Annotated in this window: 1 protein-coding gene (running past one end of the window); it reads right to left on the bottom strand. The window is 64.6% G+C overall.

Going from position 1 to position 20,912, the window contains the following annotated elements:
- Positions 1 to 27: 27 nt before the first annotated feature.
- Positions 28 to 20,912 carry the 3' portion of an Ig-like domain-containing protein gene (locus tag AC1PLU_RS11215; protein ID WP_481106258.1) on the bottom strand. The gene runs 15,010 nt beyond the window's last position, so the window shows 20,885 of its 35,895 coding nt (coding positions 15,011-35,895); its start codon lies beyond the right edge, outside the window; the stop codon is at positions 28 to 30.

Raw genomic sequence — 20,912 nt, 5'->3', positions numbered from 1 at the left:
CCGCCCGTCGGGGGCGGCGGCCATCGCTCAGTCGCGCCGCACCACCAGACCTGTCTGCGCAACCAGCAGATCGATCCCCGACACCGTGCCGCCCAGTAGCGCGGCCCATCCAGTGTTCCCCAGTCCCGTTGGGTACGTTCCAGCCGTGGCCGTCCAGTCGATCACGGGCTGGCTAGACGCCCCGAGGTTGACGACGATGTAGCCACCGCCCTGGACGCTTCCGACAGAGGCCGACGCACCGACAACAATAGTCATCGCATTGTCGCGGGGCGGGCTCTTCGACACCACCAGGGTGATGCTCGCACTGGCAGTCATCTTGCCGTCGCTGACCGAGTAGGTGAACGTGTCGGTACCGATGAAGCCGCTCTTCGGCCGATACGTATAGCTGCCATCGCGGTTGCGCGTCAGTGAACCCTTCGACGGATTGGTGAGGCTCAGCGTCAGCGCATCACCGTCCGGGTCGTCGACCAGGCAGTCGAAGTCGATCCGCACGCTGCCGTCCTTCTGTACCTGGAACGAGGCGCTCTGGGCGGTGGGTGCGCGGTTCACCTTCTGCACCGTGATGTTCACCATGGCTACGCCCGACTGCGCATCGCCATCGGTCGCCCGGTAGCTGAAGCTGTCGGTGCCGTACCAGCCCTTGTCGGGCGTGTAGGTGTAGCTGCCATCGGCATTGAGCGACAACTTGCCATGGGACGGTGCGCAGACGAGCAGGGTGGCGAGGCGGTCGCCGTCGGCATCGGTGTCGTTGCCGAGCACATCGATGCGCACGGCGGCACCGATCATGGTGGTGGCCTTGTCGTCCTTGGCCACTGGCGCACGGTTCGGCGCCAGTACCGTGATGCTGACGGTGACCGGCCTGGAGTCGAGTGCGCCATCGGTTGCCACGTACGTGAACGTATCGGTCCCGGCAAAGCCGGACTTCGCGGTATAGCTGAAGCTGCCGTCGCGGTTGCGGGTCAGCGTGCCGTTCTTGGGCGAGGTGGCGAGCTTCGCGGTCAGGCCGTCGCCGTCGACATCGCTGTCGTTGACGAGCACGTCCAGGCGCGTTGCCACGCCAGCACGTACGGTGAAGGCATCCGCAGCTGCAACCGGCGCCTGGTTTACAGGCGCCACGCGAATCCAGACCATTGCCGGGTTCGAGCGGTACTGACCGTCAAACGCCTGATAGGTAAAGCCGTCCAGGCCGTACCAGTTGGCGTCCGGTGTATACGTATAGGTCCCGTCCGGATTGAGCGACAGGCTACCGTGGCTCGGGCCGCAGACCAGCACGGCCTGCAGGTCGTCACCATTGATATCCCAGTCGTTGGCGGTTGGATCGATCCGTACCGAACCGTTCTCCTTGAGGTCCACCACATCGTCGAACGCAAGCGGCGGCAGGTTCGGGCCCAGCACCGTGACCGTGACCGTCGCGGTGTTGGAATTGGCCTTCCCATCGTTGACCACATAGGTGAACGTGTCGGTGCCGGTAAACAGGCAGTCAGCGGAGTAGCTGAATGTGCCATCCGCGTTCCGCGTCAGCGTTCCGTGCTTCGGCGCGGAAACGATGCTGGCCTTGAGCGCATCGCCGTCCGCATCGCGGTCGTTGGCGAGCAAATCGATCCGTGCCGTCTGGTTGTTGTGCACGCGCACGCTGTCGTTGACTGCGACCGGGACCTGGTTGGCCGCCGACACCGTCAGGCGCACCGTCGCCACGTTGGACAGCGATTTGCCGTCGCTGGCCTGGTAGGTGAGGGTGTCGATGCCCACGAAGTCGGCGTCGGCCGTATAGGTCAACGAGCCGTCGCTGCCCCAGACGAGTTTTCCATGCACCGGTCCGTTAACGATGATCGTGCGCAGGCGATCGCCGTCCGCATCGGTGTCGTTCGATGTCGGCACGAAGACCAGCGGCTGGCCCTGCACGGTGGTGTAGGCATCGTTCGCGGCGATCGGTGCATGGTTGGTCTGGCGTACGGTGATGCTGACAGACGCAATGGCCGAGTCGAGTTCACCGTCGTTGGCGACATAGGCGAACGTATCGGTCCCGAAGAATCCGTCGTCGGGCGTATAGGTCAGGGTGCCATCCGTATTGACGACAAGCGTTCCATGGGCGGGCGGCACTGCGATGCGCGCGGTGAGCCCCGCACTGGGCGCCTTCGGCGTGTTCGCGTTGAGCCCCGTAGTGTTGTCGATGTCGCTGTCGTTGGACAGGACCGCGATGACCACGGGCACACCCTGGTCGGTGGTGGCGACATCGTTCACCGCGCTGGCCACATGGTTCAGCGGCAGCACGGTGAAGGTCACCGTTGCCAGCTGCGAGCGCCCGGTTCCGTCGTCCACGACGAAGGTCAGGCGATCATCGCCCGCGAAGTAGGTCTTGGGACGATACGTGTACGAGCCGTCCGCCTCGCGCGTGAGCGTTCCATGCGAAGGACCATCGATGACGATCACGCCCAGTGTGTCGCCGTCGACATCGGCCGCATGAGCAAGTGGGTCGAACGCAACGGCACCGTCGCCCTGGACCCGCAGTGCGACATCGTCGGCGGTGGGCAGGTGATTGACCGGTGCCATGACGATGGTAATCGTTGCGATTGCGGAGCCTGCCTGGCCGTCGCTGACCCGGTAGGTGAAGACGTCCTGGCCGCGGAACAGCGCATCCGGCACATAGTGGAAGCTGCCGTCCGGGTTCAGAACCAGATTGCCGTGGGCGGGGCCATTCACCAGTTCGACCGTCAGGGCGTCGCCGTCGCTGTCGGTGACCCAGGCCATAACGTTTCCATCGAGGGCTTGTTCCTCTAGCGAAGGCAGTGTGGCGTCTTGGGCGACCGGTGCGTGATTGACGTGCTGCACCTGCAATCTGACTGTGCCGAGCGACGAGTCCGCCTGGCCGTCGTTGGCAACAAAGGTGAAGCTGTCCTCGCCGTGGAAGCCAGGGTTGGCCGAGTAGAGGAAGGTTCCGTCCGGCTGGCGAACCACGCTGCCATGCAGGGGCCCGTCGACGATGCGGTACTCGAGCGTATCGCCGTCCAGGTCTGTGGCATGGCGTGACAGGTCGATCGCGACGGAGCCGTCTTCCTGCAGCGACACACTGGCATCGCCGGCGCTGGGCACATGATTGACCTTGCGCACGTCGATCGACACGGTTGCCACATTCGACTGCACCTTGCCGTTGTCGAGCAGGTAGGTAAACGCGTCCTGGCCCCACCAGAGCGCGTCCGGCGTGTAGTCGAAGCTGCCGTCGTCGCGCACCGTCAGGGTCCCGTGCGTGGGCGGCGTGACCACCACGACACGGCTGCCTGCCGTGCTGGTGTCATTACCGAGCACGTCGAAGCGCGCCACGGCGTCCTCGTTGGTGGTCAACGCATCGTCCACCGCATGCGGATCGGCCATAAGCGCGATGTCGCTGATGGCAACCTCGCTGCCGAGCGCGCCGAAGCCCAGGATGTCGAACGAGAGCGCGACGGCCGTCCCGGCGGCCAGACCACTGATGTCGATCAGGTAGGTGCGGCTGCCGTCCGCATTGGTCTTGAACGTGACGCCCTGGGCAAGGAACGCCTGGCCGTCGCCCTGCAGGTTGAGCAGTGCATCCGTCCGCGACAGTGCGATCGCCCCGGCCACCGATTGACCGGTTGCCGCGTCCAGCAGCAATGCTTCGAAAGCATCTTGCGGGATGCCGCTGCCGGCCTGCAGCGATGCCGCATCGATCGTGAAGCGCAGGAAGCGGTCGGTCGCTCCCACGATGAACACCTTGCCGACCCGCGACTGGCCAACGGCGGCTTCGCGCACGACCAGGCGACCACTGGCGATCTCGACATCGCCGCGTGCGGTCCATTCGGTCGTTAGTGCGACTGGAGTTGCGGGTGACGCTTCCTGGGCGGTCAGCACCGTCGCCTGTGGCGCAGATGCGAACCGTGCGGGAATTGATATAGATTGGGTGGAGGGTGGACCGACTGGGGCGACGTATGTCGTCGGAATGCTGGGAAGGGCGGTCTGCGAATCGGACAGGTTGTAATACCGCTTGTAGAAGGCGATCACCGCCGCCAGTGGTGTCAGTCCGGTCGAAGTGGTGGCGCTCGGCTGGACCCCGACAGCAGACTGGAGGATCCCCTGCTGTTCGCTGGTGAAACCAAGACGAGTGTACTTCTGATCGCCTCCGTTCATCAGGTTCGGTTGGGTCATGGCATTCGGTTTATAAATGACTCCTGGGATATTTAAGTACCCCTCGCCGAGGCCGAAGGTGTGACCGAATTCGTGGGCGACGGTGGACGCTGTGTAAGAGCCGAACGATGTGCCGCCGACCCAGTCGAACGCGCGACCAATGGAGACATTCGCGATCTCGGCGACAGTCTGGTTGACCGCGTCGGTGAGCGCCCATTCCTTGGCCATCTCGGGGATTGCGGGTGTACCCTGTGTTCCGGTTTGCAGGACGGAATCGAGCCACCCCGGCGTGCCACCGTAACCACGCTTGGTATCGAAGCGCCCGGACGTCGGCAGGACATAGCCGGCAGTGCCGATCCCCACATCTGCCCAGTTGATAGATGGACCTTCGGTCCACGTCGTGGTGCCCGGTGGTGCGTCGCGGATGAACGTAATGCCTTTGCCCATTGACGTGTAAATCGCGTTCATGCTTTTCGTCATGTCGTCGAAGGCCTTGTCGACGGCGTTGTCGAAGTCCATCTGCAGCCTCGTCAGCGTTGCGCCCGGTGCCGGAACCGTGTACGGGCTGGTGATGAACTTTCCAAATATCTTCATGAACTCAGCACTGACCGGGAGAGAGCCGGCCAGGTAGGCAGAGCCCCAATTGGGCTTGGCTTGCGCCGCCGCCCCGACGTGGTAGTACCAGCTGCCGCCAACGGGGTTCTGAAAAAACAAGCCCTGCGTCGTGAAGATGCGAACCATCTCTGCCTTGAAGCCGGTGAAGTTCAGGTTTGCCACGACTTGCTTGGTCTTCTTGCCGCGCACGTTCAACGACCCGATTGTGGTGCCGTCCGCATTGCGGATGGCGAGATGATCGAACGAGTATGAGGATGCGCCGGATGTGAAGGTGCCATTCGAATCTGGGTCGAAGGTCCATGACGCCGTGCCTGCCGTCACCGCCGTGCTCGGGCCGAAACCGAATTCGCTGTTCTCATTGTTGTCGGAGATGCTCAGCTGCATGGAGGGCGGCAGGATGACCTGCACTTCCTTGGTGCGCACCTCCCCGCCAACGCCGTCTGCCAGGGTGTTCTGGAACTGGACGCCGGCGTAGTCGAGCTTTTCCTTGTACAGCGCACCTCCGGTGCCGGAAGCACCGGGCGCCTGGAACGCCACGTTGTTCGGGTCGACCATTTTCAGGACTGCCACCGCATCGGTCAGATTCACCCAGCGAACGATCTGGTACACCACGATCTTTTTCTGGCCGTTGACCATGGTGGTGACGGTGATCTGCCCGCCATACAGTTCGTCCGCCGTCTTCGTCGACAGCGTGTTACCGGGATACATCTCCAGAATCGTTTTTGCATCCGCCGACAAGGTGGCGCTGCCGCCGGCGGCGATGACCAGCGTGTGCGAGGTCAGCGGCTCGCTGCCGCTGCCGGCCTTGAGGAACTTGGCGATGGTCGCGTCGACCTCGATTGTCACGTAGGTGAGGGCATGCGACGCACCCGGGATTGTCAGCGACATCGCATTGACGGCAGTGCCATTGTTCGTCAGGCCGCTGCCGGTAATGAAGCTGGTTTTTGTCTCCGTTTCAGCACCGGTGCTGATCTCGGTTCCCGCAGGCGGGCTTGCCTTGACCGGGATGTTCTGCTCGCCGGGTTCGTCGATCGCGATGTGGTGCGACTGGCGCTCCTTGTCCGACATCGCCAGGGTGGCGTCGAGCAGGGCATTGATACTCCAGCTGTGCACCAGGTTGGGGTTCTGCCGTGAGGGATCCACAGTGCCGAAGCCGCCCTTCAACTGGCCGACCAGCACCGTGCCGTCTGCGGTCAGGCTGAGGTTGATGATGCCGTAGCCGTCCAGCGGCAGCGTGGCACCGAGGTACTGCGCTGTGCCCTGCTTGCCGAACGGATCGCGGATGATGCCCAGCTTTCCGCCGACCGACACCTTCTTGGCGCTGGCACTGCCACCGTAGGCGACCGGTGGGCCGTACGGCGGGTAGAGGAAGTCGGGCGCCTCAAACATCGCCCTGTAGTACGGGTCGTTGAAGTTGTAGTGGTCGTCCGAAACGATGGCGTATTCCACACCGTCGCGTACCACCATGACGACGCTCTGCGCGCGCTGGATGTCCAAGCGGTCGGAGATGATCGCGTTGAGCGGTTGAGAAAGGTCGATTGCGGTCAGCGTGGCCGAGGTCACGTTTCCACTGCTGTCGCGGCTGAGGACGAGAGTGGACAAGCCGCGGCTGTAGTCCGCGACATTGGTCACCAGATAGTGGTCGGCGTCCGTGGTGGCCACGATGCGCTGGGGCGACTTGCCGCTGATGCCGTCGCCGTCCAGCGCCGCGACGATGGCGGGGGCGATGCGCCCGGTCGCCATGACCAGCGTGGTCAGGTCGAAGATGAGGACATCGCCGCGCTTGGTCTTGTCGCCCAGTTGGGTGCTGTTCGCGTTCTTTGGTACTGCCACGATCAGGGTATGGCCATCGGGGCCTATCTCCATGGCGGCGACGCCATAGACCGAGGCCTCGATACCGGTGCCCTGTACCGAGATGACCTGCCTGAAGGTCTTGCTCGTCGGATCGATATCCACGACGCGCAACTGGTAGTTGCCCGCCCCCACACCGGACGTCGCGCCTTCGCCAACCAGCAGCTTGCCACCTGCCGCGACCAGGCTGGTGATGTTCTTCCCACCCGTCACGGGGATGGTCTGGAAGATGCGGAAGGTGATGGTGTCGATGACGTAGATCACGCCATTGCCACCGACATAGGCACGGGTGAAGTCGTCGGAGAATGCGATCGGCTGGACCTTGGTTCCGCTCAGGTAATCGTTGAACGTTGCGTCGCCAAGTCGCTCCAGGAGATTCACTTGCCCGACGACCTTGTTCTCACGAAGGAAGTCGACGCCGGTCCGGCTCAGGACTGCCACGATGTTCGGTTTCGGAGTGATCTTGAACACATTGCCCGCGAATTCGCGGGTGGCCCCACTGACGGCCACGCCCGACGGATTGAGCGTGTTTGCCGCATAGACGCGGAAGAACTGCCAGCGGATCACGCCGACGGCCATATCCGCCGGAACCTGGACGGTCACGCTGCCGGTTGTCGTACCAGGGAAGGTCTTGATGTCGACACGCGAGCCATCGGGAAAGATTGCCCGCAGCACGAGCGTGCTCGTGTAGGGTGCAGCCTGCGCGTTGTCGAGGGTCAGCGTGACCTGGTTGAAGCCTGGTACAGCGGCCAGCCCGGTGATGTTCGGCAACGGAATCGTATTTCCGGGGATCTGCACCGACGGAAGAATTTTGCCTGTGCTGATTTTACCGATCTGGTCGGGACCGACCTGCGGGACCTCCACGTCCGCTGACTGCGGAATGCCGAAGTGGTACGCACCGACGAACAGGCTGGTCGCGGCCTGTGCGATCGCGTCGATCAGATCCGACTGGAAGGACGCGCCCAGCAGGCCACCGGCAATCGAGAGGCCAGTTCCGCCGAACGTGAGCCAGGTGGCCGCTGCCACGCCTACTTCGTACTTGCCGGAGATGACGCCGGGCATCCCGCGCATGACGTAGTACTCGCCGGAGAAGCTCACGCCGTCGAACGGCGGGCTTGCAGTCCGCGCGATGCCATCGGCGCCGACGAAACCGTTGTCGACGATCCACCAGGTGTCGGTGAACGTGCCGTCTGCGTTGGGCACCTGGCCCTTGCGCAGGAACAGCACTTCGTCGCCTGGATTGGCGGTCTGCTGGACGGGAATGGCCAACTGCAGCGGATACGCCGTGCCGTCCTTGCCCAGGTCTAGCTTGAAGGCGGCCAGCGGCTCCAGGACTCCCTGTGCCGGGACCTGCGCCGTACCGGGCCACGACGGATCGCCCAGCGTGATGCGCTGGATGGAAACCGTGGTGTCCGCACTCAGCGCTTGGGGGGGAATCATGACGGTTTCGCCCGTGGGCGCCATCACGACGGCGCCCGTTTCGGCGGAAACCTCGATGGCTTGCGGCGTCGACTGCAGCTGGGCCAGTTCGACCGAGATAACGGTTTGGGCCATGCCGATCGTCTGCTGGAGCAACGTGCCATCGGAAAGGCGCGATGTGTACACGTAGACGACGAAGATCGTCGCATGGCCATTCGCATGCGCGGTGACCAGGCCATTGGCATCGACGGTGGCGATCGCGTCGTTGCTGGACAGGTAGATGGCCTGCGCGTGGATATCCACCGATGCCTCGGTGATCGGATCGTCGGCGTGCACCTTTAGCTGGCGGGTGCCTCCCTTGGCGAGCGTGAACGAACCGGGATACACCTCCGGCATGACCGCCGGCGTGGCGGTTGTGGGGTCGATGATGTTGACGACCCGGACGTCGCGAACGATGAAGCCGTCGGATGCGGTGTGACTGGCCACAATCAAGACAGGGCCCTTGCCCAGCGTGACGAGCAGGTCCTGCGCATCGTCCAGGCGCGCGGGCAGGTTACCGGAAGCACCGGGTTGCAGTGTCGCCAGATACATCGCCAGGAAGCCCGGATCGGCACTGACGTCGACGCCTGTCTGGTCTTCGAAGTCGACCGTGGCACGCAGCGGCACGCTCTGGCCCGGCAACGTGCTACCCGGTGCGACCAGGTGGATGCCGGTCATGCGTGCGGCGCTGACCGTGACAGGCAGACGGATCGACGACGATGTCGAATACCCGTCGTCGGCGCTGAGCAGGATGGACGCCGGCCCCGTGTAGCCGGCGTCGGGCCGGAAGATCACGGAGCGTCCATCGGCACCCAACACGGCAGTGCCGTGCTCGGCGCCGAGGATCCGCCAGAAAATGGCATCCCCCTCGAGATCCGTCGCCACGCCGTCGAGGCCGATCGCGACACCGAGGCCGGCATGGGTGAGCGTCGCCGGGAGATCGGCATGGACCTGCGGCGCTGCATTGGCCTTCCAGCCATAGTTGGCGTAGAGAATCTGACGGTCGGACTGATCGATGACGCCGTCGCCGGTGAGGTCGGCCACGCGGGCCTGGCTGATCGCTGCGGCGGCATACGCGCTTGCATCGTTACCGTCGATCGACCCGTTGCCATCGAGGTCGCCGGGCATGGCGACACGTACGCTCGCTTGTCCCGCGCCGTGCAAACGGACGAGTTTGAGGCCGGCGGCGTCGATGCGAACGAGCAGGGTCAGCACGCCGTCGTGCAGGGTACGGCCGACGATCGTCCCACCGACCACGTCCACGCCGCTGTTGGCATCTGCGAGCGTGACGCGTACCGCCACGGTCAGGGCGCCGGCTGCGCCGGCGACCTTTACGCTGGAAGCCAGCTCGCTGTCGCGCACGATGAAACCGACCGCAGTCGTATCTGCGGAGAGGACGCCCGTCCATGCGTTGCCCGGGTTGTTCCACTGCGTGGACGCACCGAGATGTGCTGCGAGGACATCGGTATATGGCTTGCCGTCGCTGCCGTAGCCGTAGGCCTTCGCGGGTTGATCGGTATCGAGCGAGCGCGCGAGGACGACCCGCCCAGCCTTGTCGTAACCGTAGACCGTGGTGGTAACGGTCGCAGGATTCGCCTGCGGACCGACGATCCGGACGATCCGGCCGGAGGCGTCACGCATGAATTCCAGGCGTTGCGTGCCACCGACGACCGCGATGCCACTGTCCGAGACCAGCCATTGAACACCATCGGTAAAGCTCACGGTCTGTACCTTGCCCGCAGCATCCAGCCCGTAGCGTGTACCGTCCGGCGCGGTCAGCACATAACCCGAGGGACGCCAAGGCAGGCCGCCGATCTGGCTGTAGAGATGGGACCCTTGGCGCGAGAGCGGTTCGTCGAACGACACTGCGAGCGTCCAGCCCTGGTCTGCCGCGAATCCGGCGCGGTACACCATCGGTGCGTTCGCCGTGCCGGCCATGGGGTGCGCGGTGGTCTGCAGGGTGAACCTGAGATTGGCGACGGCAGCGTTGCCGCCGAGCGAGGCAGGCATGCGCAACCAGAACACGGAGCCTTCGGTCCATGCATACATGGCGCCCGTCGACGTGACGTCAGGCTGATCTGAACGCAGGCCCGTATCGATGCCTTGCAGGCCCTGGTTCCCAAAGTCGCCGCCGTTGGGGCCGGCAGTGGTCCGTACAACGCTAAAGGCGTGTCCACCAAGTTGGTATGTGGCGTCCTGCGCGCCGCTATCAAAGGTCTTGGCGGTGGAATCGATGGTGACGCGCGATTCGATCTCGCTGGTCCGGCCAACCAGATCCCACGCGGTCAGGCGCAACCGGTAGATGCCGTTGTTCCAGGTGGCCGGATCGAGCGTGTAGATCGGCAGCGTGCCATCCACGGCTTGCGATCCGGTCTCCACTGCGGCGAGCGTCTGCCACGCGCCGCCGTCAATGCTGGCGGCCTGTAGGCGATAGCCGGCCAGCTGGAGATCGCCGATCGCGGCGAGCACTGGCAACGCAGCGCCAGCAACGACCGGGCTTCCATTGGCGGAAGTACCGGCGAGACCGGCGGCCCACGCGAGCTCCGGTGCTGCCGTATCTTGCGGATCGCGGACCCGCAAAGCGGTTTGTCGTGTGGCGGTGAAGCCATCGGCATCGGTGGCCACGACGCGCACGTCGATAAGGCCGGGGCGCGATGCGGTCAAGCGGACCCTTCCGCTCCTATCGAGCACGACGGTTTGCCAGGTGTCCGGATCGGTTCCAATCCCGCGCACCTGCACAGTCATGCCGGTCACCGGTGCAAAGCTCGACGCGCGCACGGACACCTGCACGACCTGGCCGGGCAGCAGAGGCGTTCCCGGTACCGCGTCGACCAGAATCGACGGTGCATTCGAGGCGGCGTCGGCGGCGACGCGCAGCGTGAACGACTTCCATGCCGTCGAGAACCCATCGGAGACCTGGGCGGTGACGACGAAATCGCCGATCTGTCCGGAACCAGGCGTCCAGGACAACCGCTGGGTTACCGCATCGTAGCTGGCACCTTCGGGAAGGCCCTGGAACGAGACGACGAGGGCGGCCGTCTGCACGGCGCCGTCAGCGTCGGAGACTGCGATGCCCCCCGGCGCCGGTCCACCCAGCGCGACGGGTACCTTCCACTCCTGACCGACGACCAGCGCATGGCTCGCGACCGAGAGCTCGGGCACGCGGTTGGTGTCGAAGACGCGCACGTTGACGGTGCGGGTGGTACTCAGTCCGCCATCGGTAACGACGAAGCGGAACGTGAAGTCACGCGAACCTTGCACCGCGTTGTCCACGGTGCCGGCAGCGGGCGTCCATTCGAACTGGCCCGTCGTCGGGTCGAACATGACGCCCGCGGGGGTCTGGTCGTCCTGGATGAAGGCGATGCGGGTCGGGTCGCCGTCGGCATCGGCGGTCCGCAGCGTGAAGGTCAACGTCGAACCTTCGTTCGCCAACTGCAACGGCATTGGAAGGATCACGGGCGCCTGATTTACGTTGGCGACGGTCACGACGAAGGTACGCGCGAACTGCGCGCTGCCGTCGCTGCCTGTCACGGTGAAGCGGTACTGGCCCGGAGCGCCGCCCGGAATGTTGCCGGACTGCGCAGCGAACTGGCCAGGAGTCCACTGAAGCGTCGCCCGCGTTCCGTCCGTGGGGACGTTCAGGGTCATGCCATCGGGAAGACCGGCGACGGTCCAACGAATCGCATCGGCATCGACGTCACGCGCGAACAGGTCGACGAGCAGCGGCGTTCCTTCATTCGCACCGAACTGGACGGGCGCGGACACGTCGCCGGTGGTCGGCACCGTTTGTCCGTTGATCTGCACGGCGAGCAGCTCGGGCGCGCTGTTGGCGGCGCGCACGACGATCTTCAGCGTACGCACGGTGACGTTGGGGAGCGGCGATGCGGGGTTCGTGTGGCCGGCATCCTGCGGAGGGAGCCCGCGGTCTGTCACGGTCAGGGTGATGTCGTGCGCGCCGATGTCGTCCGCAGTCGGCGTCCAGGTCAAGATCCAGTGACCGTAGGTGGGAGACGCGGTGACGACGGCGTCCACGGGGCGCCCGTCGACCGTGAGGGTCAGGGCATCCTGGTCCAGGTCACTGGCGACGATGGGCAGGGAGATGGTCTGTCCGACGACGGCCACGACAGTGCCGGGCACGTCGATGACCGGTGCTTCGGTCTGGCTGCGCGCGGTGACGACGAAGCTGACCGCCTGTGTGAGGACCCGTGCGGGGTCGCCGTTGCCATCGTCGCGAGCGACGATCGTGATCGTGTAGTCGCCACGGTCGTTGGCACCCGGCGCAACGCGGATGACGCCGCGCACGTGCCCGACCGGCGCCGAAGCATCGGGCAGGAAGGTCGCGAACCGCGGTAATCCGGACAGGGTGTAGGCGATCGCATTGCCGTCGACATCCTGGATATCGACGGGTATCTCGAGTACTGCCCCCTTGTCGACGAACACATTGGCGATCGCTCCGATCACCGGGGCGCGGTTCGTGTCCGCGACCACGATCGGGATGGTGACCCGGCTGGTCGCCGGCGTTCCCAGGCCATCGCCGTCGTCAGTGGCGATCACCGTGACGTAATAGGTACCCGCCTGGCTGTAGCCGGGCGTCCACACCAGTTCGAGCGTCTGCGGATCGAACGTCGCGCCAGCCGGAAGTCCCAGGACCTGATAGGTGACGCTCGGCGGCACGATGAAGCCGTCGTGACTGGTCGCTGGTGCCGACGCGCCCAGGCGCACGGCCGGGGCGAACTGTGCGTTGTCCGGATCGAAGGCAAAGACACTGATCCGCAGCGGCTGCCCTTCGACGATGTTCCACGGCGACTCGATGTTGGCGTCGAAACGTGGCGCACCGTTGGCATTGAGGACATGCAGTACGACGTCGCGCTCGACGTAACGCGCCACTGTCGTGCCGTCGGTGGCGGCGAAGGTTGCGGTCAGGCGCACGCGCACGCTGTAGTCGCCGTGCTGGTCGAAGCCGGGCGTCCAGGCGAGCCAACCGGTCTCCGGGTTGATCGTCATGCCACCCGGCAAGGATGCGGCGCTGTAGGACAAGCGCACGACCGTACCGTCGTCGATCTGGGTACCGCCTGGCAGTGATCCGGCAAGCTGCAGCGCGAAGGTATCGCCTTCGCGAACGGTCTGCGCCGCGACGGGCAACAACACCGGGTCGGGCTGGGCCTGCGTGACGGTGATGGTGAAGGCCTGCCTGACGATGGATTTTCCATCGGATACCGTGACGGTGATATCGGCATACACGCCTGCCTGCCGGTAACCCGGGCGCCAGGAGAGAATGCCGGTCCGGGCGTCGAACTGCGCGCCTGGCGGTACGTTCCCGATGCTGTAAGTGAGGGTGTCGCCATCTGCGTCGGCACCGACGATGGGCAGAGTCAGCAGCGCGCCTTCGGCCACGCTGACCTGTTGGGCCACGGCCAGTACCGGCGCTTGATTGCCGTTGACGACGGGGAGGTGGAGCTCTTGCAGCGAGGCGCCACCGCGACCGTCCTGCACGCGGATGATGATGACGGTATCGGCATCAGCATTCGGGCCAGGTGTCCAGGCGAGGGTGGCCGCACCGCGATAGCGTCCGTCGGGATCGCGGGTGAAACCCGGGCCGGAGGCAATGGTGAAGCCCGGCGGTGCACTGACGAGTTCCCAGAAGAACGCGGCACCGTCGTCATCGGTGGCCTCGATCGAGGCGGTCCACGGCTGACCGATGACGGCAGGGGTGACGAAGCTGTCTGCTTCCAGTGCCGGCGTGTTGACGATGACGGGCGGGACATTCGCCATCGGTACGGCGTAGACGCCATGACCGATCGCGAAGCGGGCCAGGCCAGCCAGGCCACCGAAGGCGCTGGCCGAAGATGGCGGCAGCACGCTGATCGTCTGGTTGGCCAGTGTCGCGCCAATGGCGAGCTTTCCACCGAGTGCTTGCAGTGCGGCAGTGAGGTCGAGCACCCACAGGTCGGACTGCGAACCCTGGCCGGCGCTGCTGCCGGGAATGGCACCGTTGAAGTAGACGCCCGGGTCGAGCAACAACATCAGCGGGCCGTGGATGTCGTCCAGGCCGACGTTGGTGAGGTTGACGTCATAGCTGATGGCGCCGGTGACGTGATCGGAACGCGTGTTACTGAACGCGATGGACACGCTGTTGCTCATATCGAGCAGTGCTGTGAACGCGGAGGTGAAGTTCTGCTCGATCGCGAGTCCGGTCGCCGAACGCAGCTGGCCGGATATCGTCATCAGGTAGTAGCCGGCGGGCAGCGCGTCGTATCGCAGATATGCGGTATGGCTGGCGGCATCCCAGCGCACGCTCGTGGGATGCAGTGCCGTCGCTCCCGGCTGACCGTCCTTCAGCTCGAAGTAGGTGGGATCGAGGACGGAACCATCCTTGTCCAGGGCGAGCGACATCGACTGGTCAAACACCACCGCAATCTCGCCCAGCGGCACCGGCACCAGCGCCCCATCCGGCACGCTGGTCGCGAGTGCCTTCGGCGCGCGCGCCGGGGCGATCTCGTCGATGTGGTTGGTCTGTGCCACGAGCAGGCGGCCGTCGCTAGTGGCGACGATCGCCTGGGCCTGGGTGCCGCCGCCGGCAAGCTGGAGCACGCGGCGGGAATCGAGTTCGATCATCCAGGTGGTCGAGCCGCGCGTGGTGTCGGTGACACCGGCCACGGTGACGTGCTGTGCGAGCTGGCCGGAGGTGAACAACAGGCCGGCGAGCGGGGTACCTGCGGCGCCGAACGCGATGGACGAGACGGTGCCGGTCAGGCGGTACTCGAGTTCCGCGCGGCCGGCGGTGCTGCCCGACATCGGGAAGCTGACGATCTCGGTGCTGCCGTTCGGATCGGCGGCAGTAATCTGGCTGCCGGTCCAGCGGACCGCCCACAGGCGCCCGTCGGGACCGAAGGCGAGATCGCCGACGCGGGTGTTGCTGAAGTGCTGCCAAGCCTTGGTGGCGTCGGTTTGGTTCGGATGGAAGACTTCGATGCCGCCGCCGGACGACACGTAGATGTCGCCGTTGGCCGCAATCGCCAATGCATGGGTGAGCGGCTGGCCGCTCGGTCCCTGCAGGCGGCGCAGGATCACGCCGCTGGTCGCATCGACCTGCAGCAGTTCGTTACCGGTCATCACCCACAGCTGGCCGAACGCATCGACGGCCATGTCGAGCACGGGGCCATCGAGCACGAACAGCGGGGTCACCGAACGGCCGCCGTCCTTGCCCACCTTGAACACTTCGTTGCGCAGCGCACCTGCGCTGAACAACACGCTGTGCTCGGCGAGTTCGACCATCGCCATCGCGCCGATATTGGCATCGCTGGCTGCGAAACCGTCCGCGAAGCCGCGTGCAGCGAACGGCGACAGGATATTCGTGTAATCGCCCGGGCTCGTACTCGCGACAACACCCGGCAGCAGCTGGGAAGCCTGCTGGAAAAGGGTGTTTTCGGGATAGTTGCGATCGGGGGCCGCCGCCGGGGTACTGGGTGTCTGTTCCAGTCCGGGCGTGACGCCCAGGCCGTCCAGCACACCCTGTCTGCCGCCATCGTCGGGCAGCACGGCATTGGTGGTGCTGGCCGCCTCGCGGTTGCCCGCCAGGTCGGTGGCCACGGCAAGGAACTCGTAAGTGTGGCCGGCTTCACCGGTGAACACGGCACTGGTGCGGTCGGCTGCGACCTGACGCTGCCAGATGCGGAAATCACCGCCGTCGGTCGCGACATACACGGTGACGAAGCGAATGCCGCTGGCATCGTCCTGCGCGTCCCACTTCACGGTGTAGGTCGGTGCGCCCGCGGCATTGTTGCCGAGGCTGGTGACCGTGACCGAGGTCCTGGGTACGCCGGCGTCGAGCGTGACGTTGAGCGTGCCGCTGTCGATCGGCGGCGTCTGGTCGAACAGGATCCGCGCACTCGCGCCGATCTTCGTCCCGGTGACCACGCTGCCGCCAACGGAGACCGTATAGCTCACGAAGCCGCCGACCGAGGCACCGTTGGTCGGCACGAGCAAGGCGCGGGTGAGGTCGGTCATGACCTCGCCGGTGGAGGGATCGATCGCCTGGATCAACCAGGTGGCAATGCGCGACTCGATATCGATGCCGGCGCTGACACGCAGCACATAACCCTTGGTGCCGGTGAAATCGAAGTCGGCCTGGAAATTGGCGCGATCGGCGGGCACATGGAGATTGATGTCGCCGAGCTTCAGGTCGCCCAGCCGCAGCGAACGCGGATCCAGGTTGGCGTCCAGCTGGCTGACGATCCGGATCTCGCCCACTCCTTGCGAGGTCGGATTGGAAAACGCAAAGGAGTAGGGCAACGGTGTCGCCGACGGGACATAGATGCTGCCGTCAATTGCGGTTGCGCGGCCTTGCGGACCCTGCACGGCAATCACGGCGTCGTCCAGACCACTACGCTGCGCCATCAGCTGCAGGTATTGGGTGAGGTTGAGCGGCTTTCCCGGTACCGGGTTGAACTTTTCGTCAAGCAGGCCCTGCGCGCGCAGGTATTCAAGTTCCGCCTGGCCTCCCACGAATACCCGGAAGTTCTCGAACTGCAGGGTGCGTCCGGTGTGCCGATCGTAATCGGCCGGGTTCGCGAGCGAGGGCACTGGCACCAGAACTTCATCACCGTCAGACGTGTAGCGCACCTCGGTGTGGTCGATCGGGCCGGTGGCTGCGCCCCTGTCGCCGCTGTACTTGGCGGTGTCGCCGTACCACTGCTGCACCTTGGCGAAGAAGCCCAGCAGGTCGGTTTGGGTACGATAGGTATCGCCCGCACGTGAAAGCAGGATGCCGGCGGCGAGGGTGGCATTGAGACTGACCACTTGCGGGTTGGTCGTGATCGGTGGCGCCTGGTTATCGGGGCGCAGCATGCCGCCGGTTTCGAGTGCGGCGAGCCAGCCGTTGACCCACGTCGCCGGATCTGCAGCGAGCACGGCCAGGTTCACCGGGGCGGTCTGGTCGGCGAGCACCGCAGTGCGCAGGCGCAGCGCATAAGCCGTCTGCTCGGCGACGAATTCGGCGCGGGTCAGGGCTGTCGCGGCAGCGACGATATTCATCTCGAACGATTGGGAGAGCGCTTCAATCTCGCTGAGGATGTCTTCTGGCGCAGTCGAGCGGAATCGTGCAGCCAATCCGGGCGAAATGCTGTCCAGACCATTTACACCGGCGTCGAGGATGCCCTGCGATTTCCAATCGGAGTGGATGGCATAAAGCGCTTCGCGAAGACCGACAAAGTCGCGATTGACCCAGGCGGTCAGTCCGGGATAGGTCTGCAAACGGAAGGTCATGCCGACAAATCCGCTTGCAGCGATATCGAAGGCGTAACCCGGTGCCAGGGCGTAGCCGGATGTATTCAGCGTACCGTCCAGTGATGCCCACGGAATATCCGTACGCGACGGGGTCGACGGCGTCTGGCCGTAGCTTTGCGTATTTGCCGGCGCGTTGGCCGTATTGCCGTACGGCGAGCCGGCGATGTTGGAGCCGAACAGGGCGTAAGGCAGATTGAGACTGTCGATGAGGTACTTGTTGTAACCCATCTCCACTGCGCCGACGTCGAAGCGCACATAGGGTGTATCGACGTTGGTCAGGCTCTGCAGCGAGACCGTATAGCTTGCGCTCTGGCCAGGATCCAGAGTGCGCGGGCCGCCGACGCCGATGGTGACATCGCTCTCGATGCTGCGCTCGACGAGGTAGCGGTTCGCCTCGGTGACACGCTGCCCGTTCGGGTTGACGACAGTGACGTCGTACAGGCCGAGCGGAAACGCACGCGTGTCGAAGATCGCGCGGATGTGCGTGGCATCCAGCACCTGCCAGCGATCCGGCTCGGCTTCGAACACGCCAGGGCGATTGAGCTTGACGATGGCGCCGGCCTGGAAGCTGGAGCCGTAGATATCCAGCGTGACCCAACGATGCGTGTCATCGCCCACACCGCCGTGATCTGGCGTGACCCGTGTGATCGACAGCGGCAACAGGTCGGCGCGTAGCGTCGCTGCAACATCGTGGCCGCCACGGCTGCGCACGAGGATGTAGTAATCGCCCGCTAGCGTGCTGGCGATGATCGCCTGCTGGTCTGCCGCGGACGCGTTCGCGTACGCGGCGTCGTAGGCGTACGTGGTCGGGATGTCGCCGTAGCGGATGTACAGCTCGTTGTCGCCGGAAAGTGCCGAGGAATCGAGCAATACGCGCAGGGTCTGGCCAGCGGCGACGCTCACCTTGTAGAGCTGGGAGACGCCATCGTCGAGCACGATCGCCTTGGGGCTGGCGACGGCGAGCACGGGAACCGAGGTCTGGATGGTGGCGGCAGAGGCCGTGAGGTTGTTCGCCTCACCCGGGGCCATCACAAGGCCGGTCGGCCCATAGCTGATCGCGCCTTCGTAGACCTCGTTGTACAAGTCCGGACGGACGATGATCCTCCAGCTACCGTCCTTGAGCGGCGGCAGGTTGGCCGTGAGCGCGCCACTGTAACTGGCGTGTCCGGCGAGATCGCCGCGATGAACGACCTTGCCGAGCAGGATGTCGGTCAGGCCCCAGGCGTTGTCGATCGAGAGATAGACCGCGTCCGTCCAGGTGCCGTAGGCAGTGTTGTCCGAATCGTTGGTGATGGTGTAGCTCACGGTGACCGGCTGGCCGACCTGCGCCTGCGGCGGCACCGTGACCGTGTCGACCTTGAGGTCGGCCGGCGGTGGGATCTCGATCAGGACCGGCTGTTCGGCGGCGGTGGCGTTGTTCTGGTCCTTACCGAATTCGAGAACGGTGCCACTGGCCCCGGCACCAAAAGCGCGTGCCGGATCGGTGATGACGAACACGTACCAAGCGCCACTCAGATCGCTCGGCGCGGTCACGCTGAAGCGACCGTCATAGCGACCACCGGCAGCAAGGCCGCTGCCGTGCGCCACATAGCCCAGGTAGCGATCCTGGTTCACGTCGAGGAAGCGGTCACGCGACAGGTAAATCAGATCGTTCCAGTTTTGCTGGTCGGATGGGGTAGCGCCACCGGCATTGAAGACCGAGTAGTCGACCGTGAACGGCTGGCCGGCCACCACGTGCGCAGGCACGGTCACTGCCGACACGGTGAGGTCGGGCGGCGTCGCCAAGGTGATGGGAAGCGCGATTGAGGCGACATTGTTGCCCTCGTCGCGGAATTCGAGAATAGCGCCCGGGCCACTGCCTTCGACGACGTCCAGGCCGTCGCGGATCGAGCTGGGGGTGCTGTATTCGAAGTCCTTCACCGTGGAGGTGTCGGTCTTGACGATGAGTCGGAAATTGCCGCTGATCGATTGGGGCAGGTGAAACGTGACGCTTGCGGTATACGACTCGCCAGGCAGCAGATAACGCGGCCTGCCGTTCGCATCGACGATCGAGATGCCCTGGATACGCCCCGGATTAGTGTAGAGATCGCCCTCCGGCAATGGCGTGTCGCTGGCGTCCAGTGTGTCGTCGTTGGATAGATAAACTCCATCGGACCAGGACGTGAAGCGCGTGGCACGATCGCCACGGTTGGTCACCGTCCAGGTGGCGGTGACCAGCTCCCCTGAGTGAGGAGCCGGATTGGAGATCGACACGGTGTCGATCTGCAGATCGGCCTCACGATAGGTGATGTCGATGCCCGCGCTGCCGAAGTTGTTGGCTCCATTGAGGCCCTCAAACACAGATTGACCATAATGGTCGAGGGCGTAATCGTTGCGCCCCCCGTCATTGAGTTCTTCAAACGGTTTGGACTTCGGGTCGGGCGAGGCCAGGTTGTCCCGGCTCGCGCCCGTGTCGGTGATGATGTAGATGTAATAGCGACCGTCGGTACCCGGCGGCAGTGCCACATTGGCAGTCACGGTGTAACTGGCGCCAGCGGCCAGACCCGCAGTGTTGTAGCGCGCGAATGCACCGATTGCGGTCGCACGGGTTGGAATGAACGTCGGATCGGTGCTGATGTACACCGAATCGATCCACGCGGTGGTCGACGGCCATACGGCTTCGCCCTTGTTGGTCACCGTCCAGGTGATGGGGGTTGGTTCGCCGGAATAGTTATGCGGCGGGACGATGACCGAAGTGACCTGCAGATCGGCCGGGTGGGAGATCACGTTGGACGCCAACGCCGTCGCATTGTTGGCTTCGTTGGTTTCACGAATCTGACTGAGTGCATCGGAGACCACGACAACGTAACGACCGGTGATCGACGGCGCCAGCTGCACAGTCTGGTTGACAGTGTATTTTTCGCCATTGTTGAGCGTACGGCTTTGGGTATACGTGCCGATCAGCCAGAACTTGGTGGCCTTGGACAGGTCGGCGTTGTCGGCGACATACACGGTATCGGTCCAGCTGCCGGTAAACAGGTCGCCCTGGTTCTGCACGGCGTAGCTGAAATTGAGGTTGCCACCCGCATCGACTGTCTGCGGGGCAACGACCTGGGTGACGACAAAGTCCGGCGGAGTGATACCCAGGACCGAGATCGCGCGGGCCTTGTAGTTGTTGTTGTCAAGCTGGCCTGGATCGTCGGCATTGAGGTTGGATGCCAGCGTGTCTTCCAGGATCCCATCATAGGCATCGCTCCAGACGGTGATGTAGTACTGCCCGCTGAAGGTATCGCTGGGGATGGTGACGCGAAGGCTGCCCTGGTAGTCCTCGCCCACGGCGAGGTTACCGGTGTGGGTGACACTGCCCAGCAGAACGTCGCCACGGTTGGCACCCGGCCGCCGCGGGTCTTTTGCCAGCCAAACGGTATCGGTCCAGCTATTGGTCGTCGCATCGGCACCACGGGTGGTCGCGCTGCCCTTGTTGGTGACGCGGTAATCGACCTGGATGGTTGCACCGTGGACTGCCTGGTCGGGAGCCACCACGTTATTCGTGACCAGGTCGGCGAACGGTACCGGGTCGACGTGAA

Source organism: Xanthomonas sp. NCPPB 2933, assembly GCF_056725225.1.
Note: the sequence above shows the minus strand (reverse complement) of the source record. Positions and strands in the feature narration are given on the sequence as shown.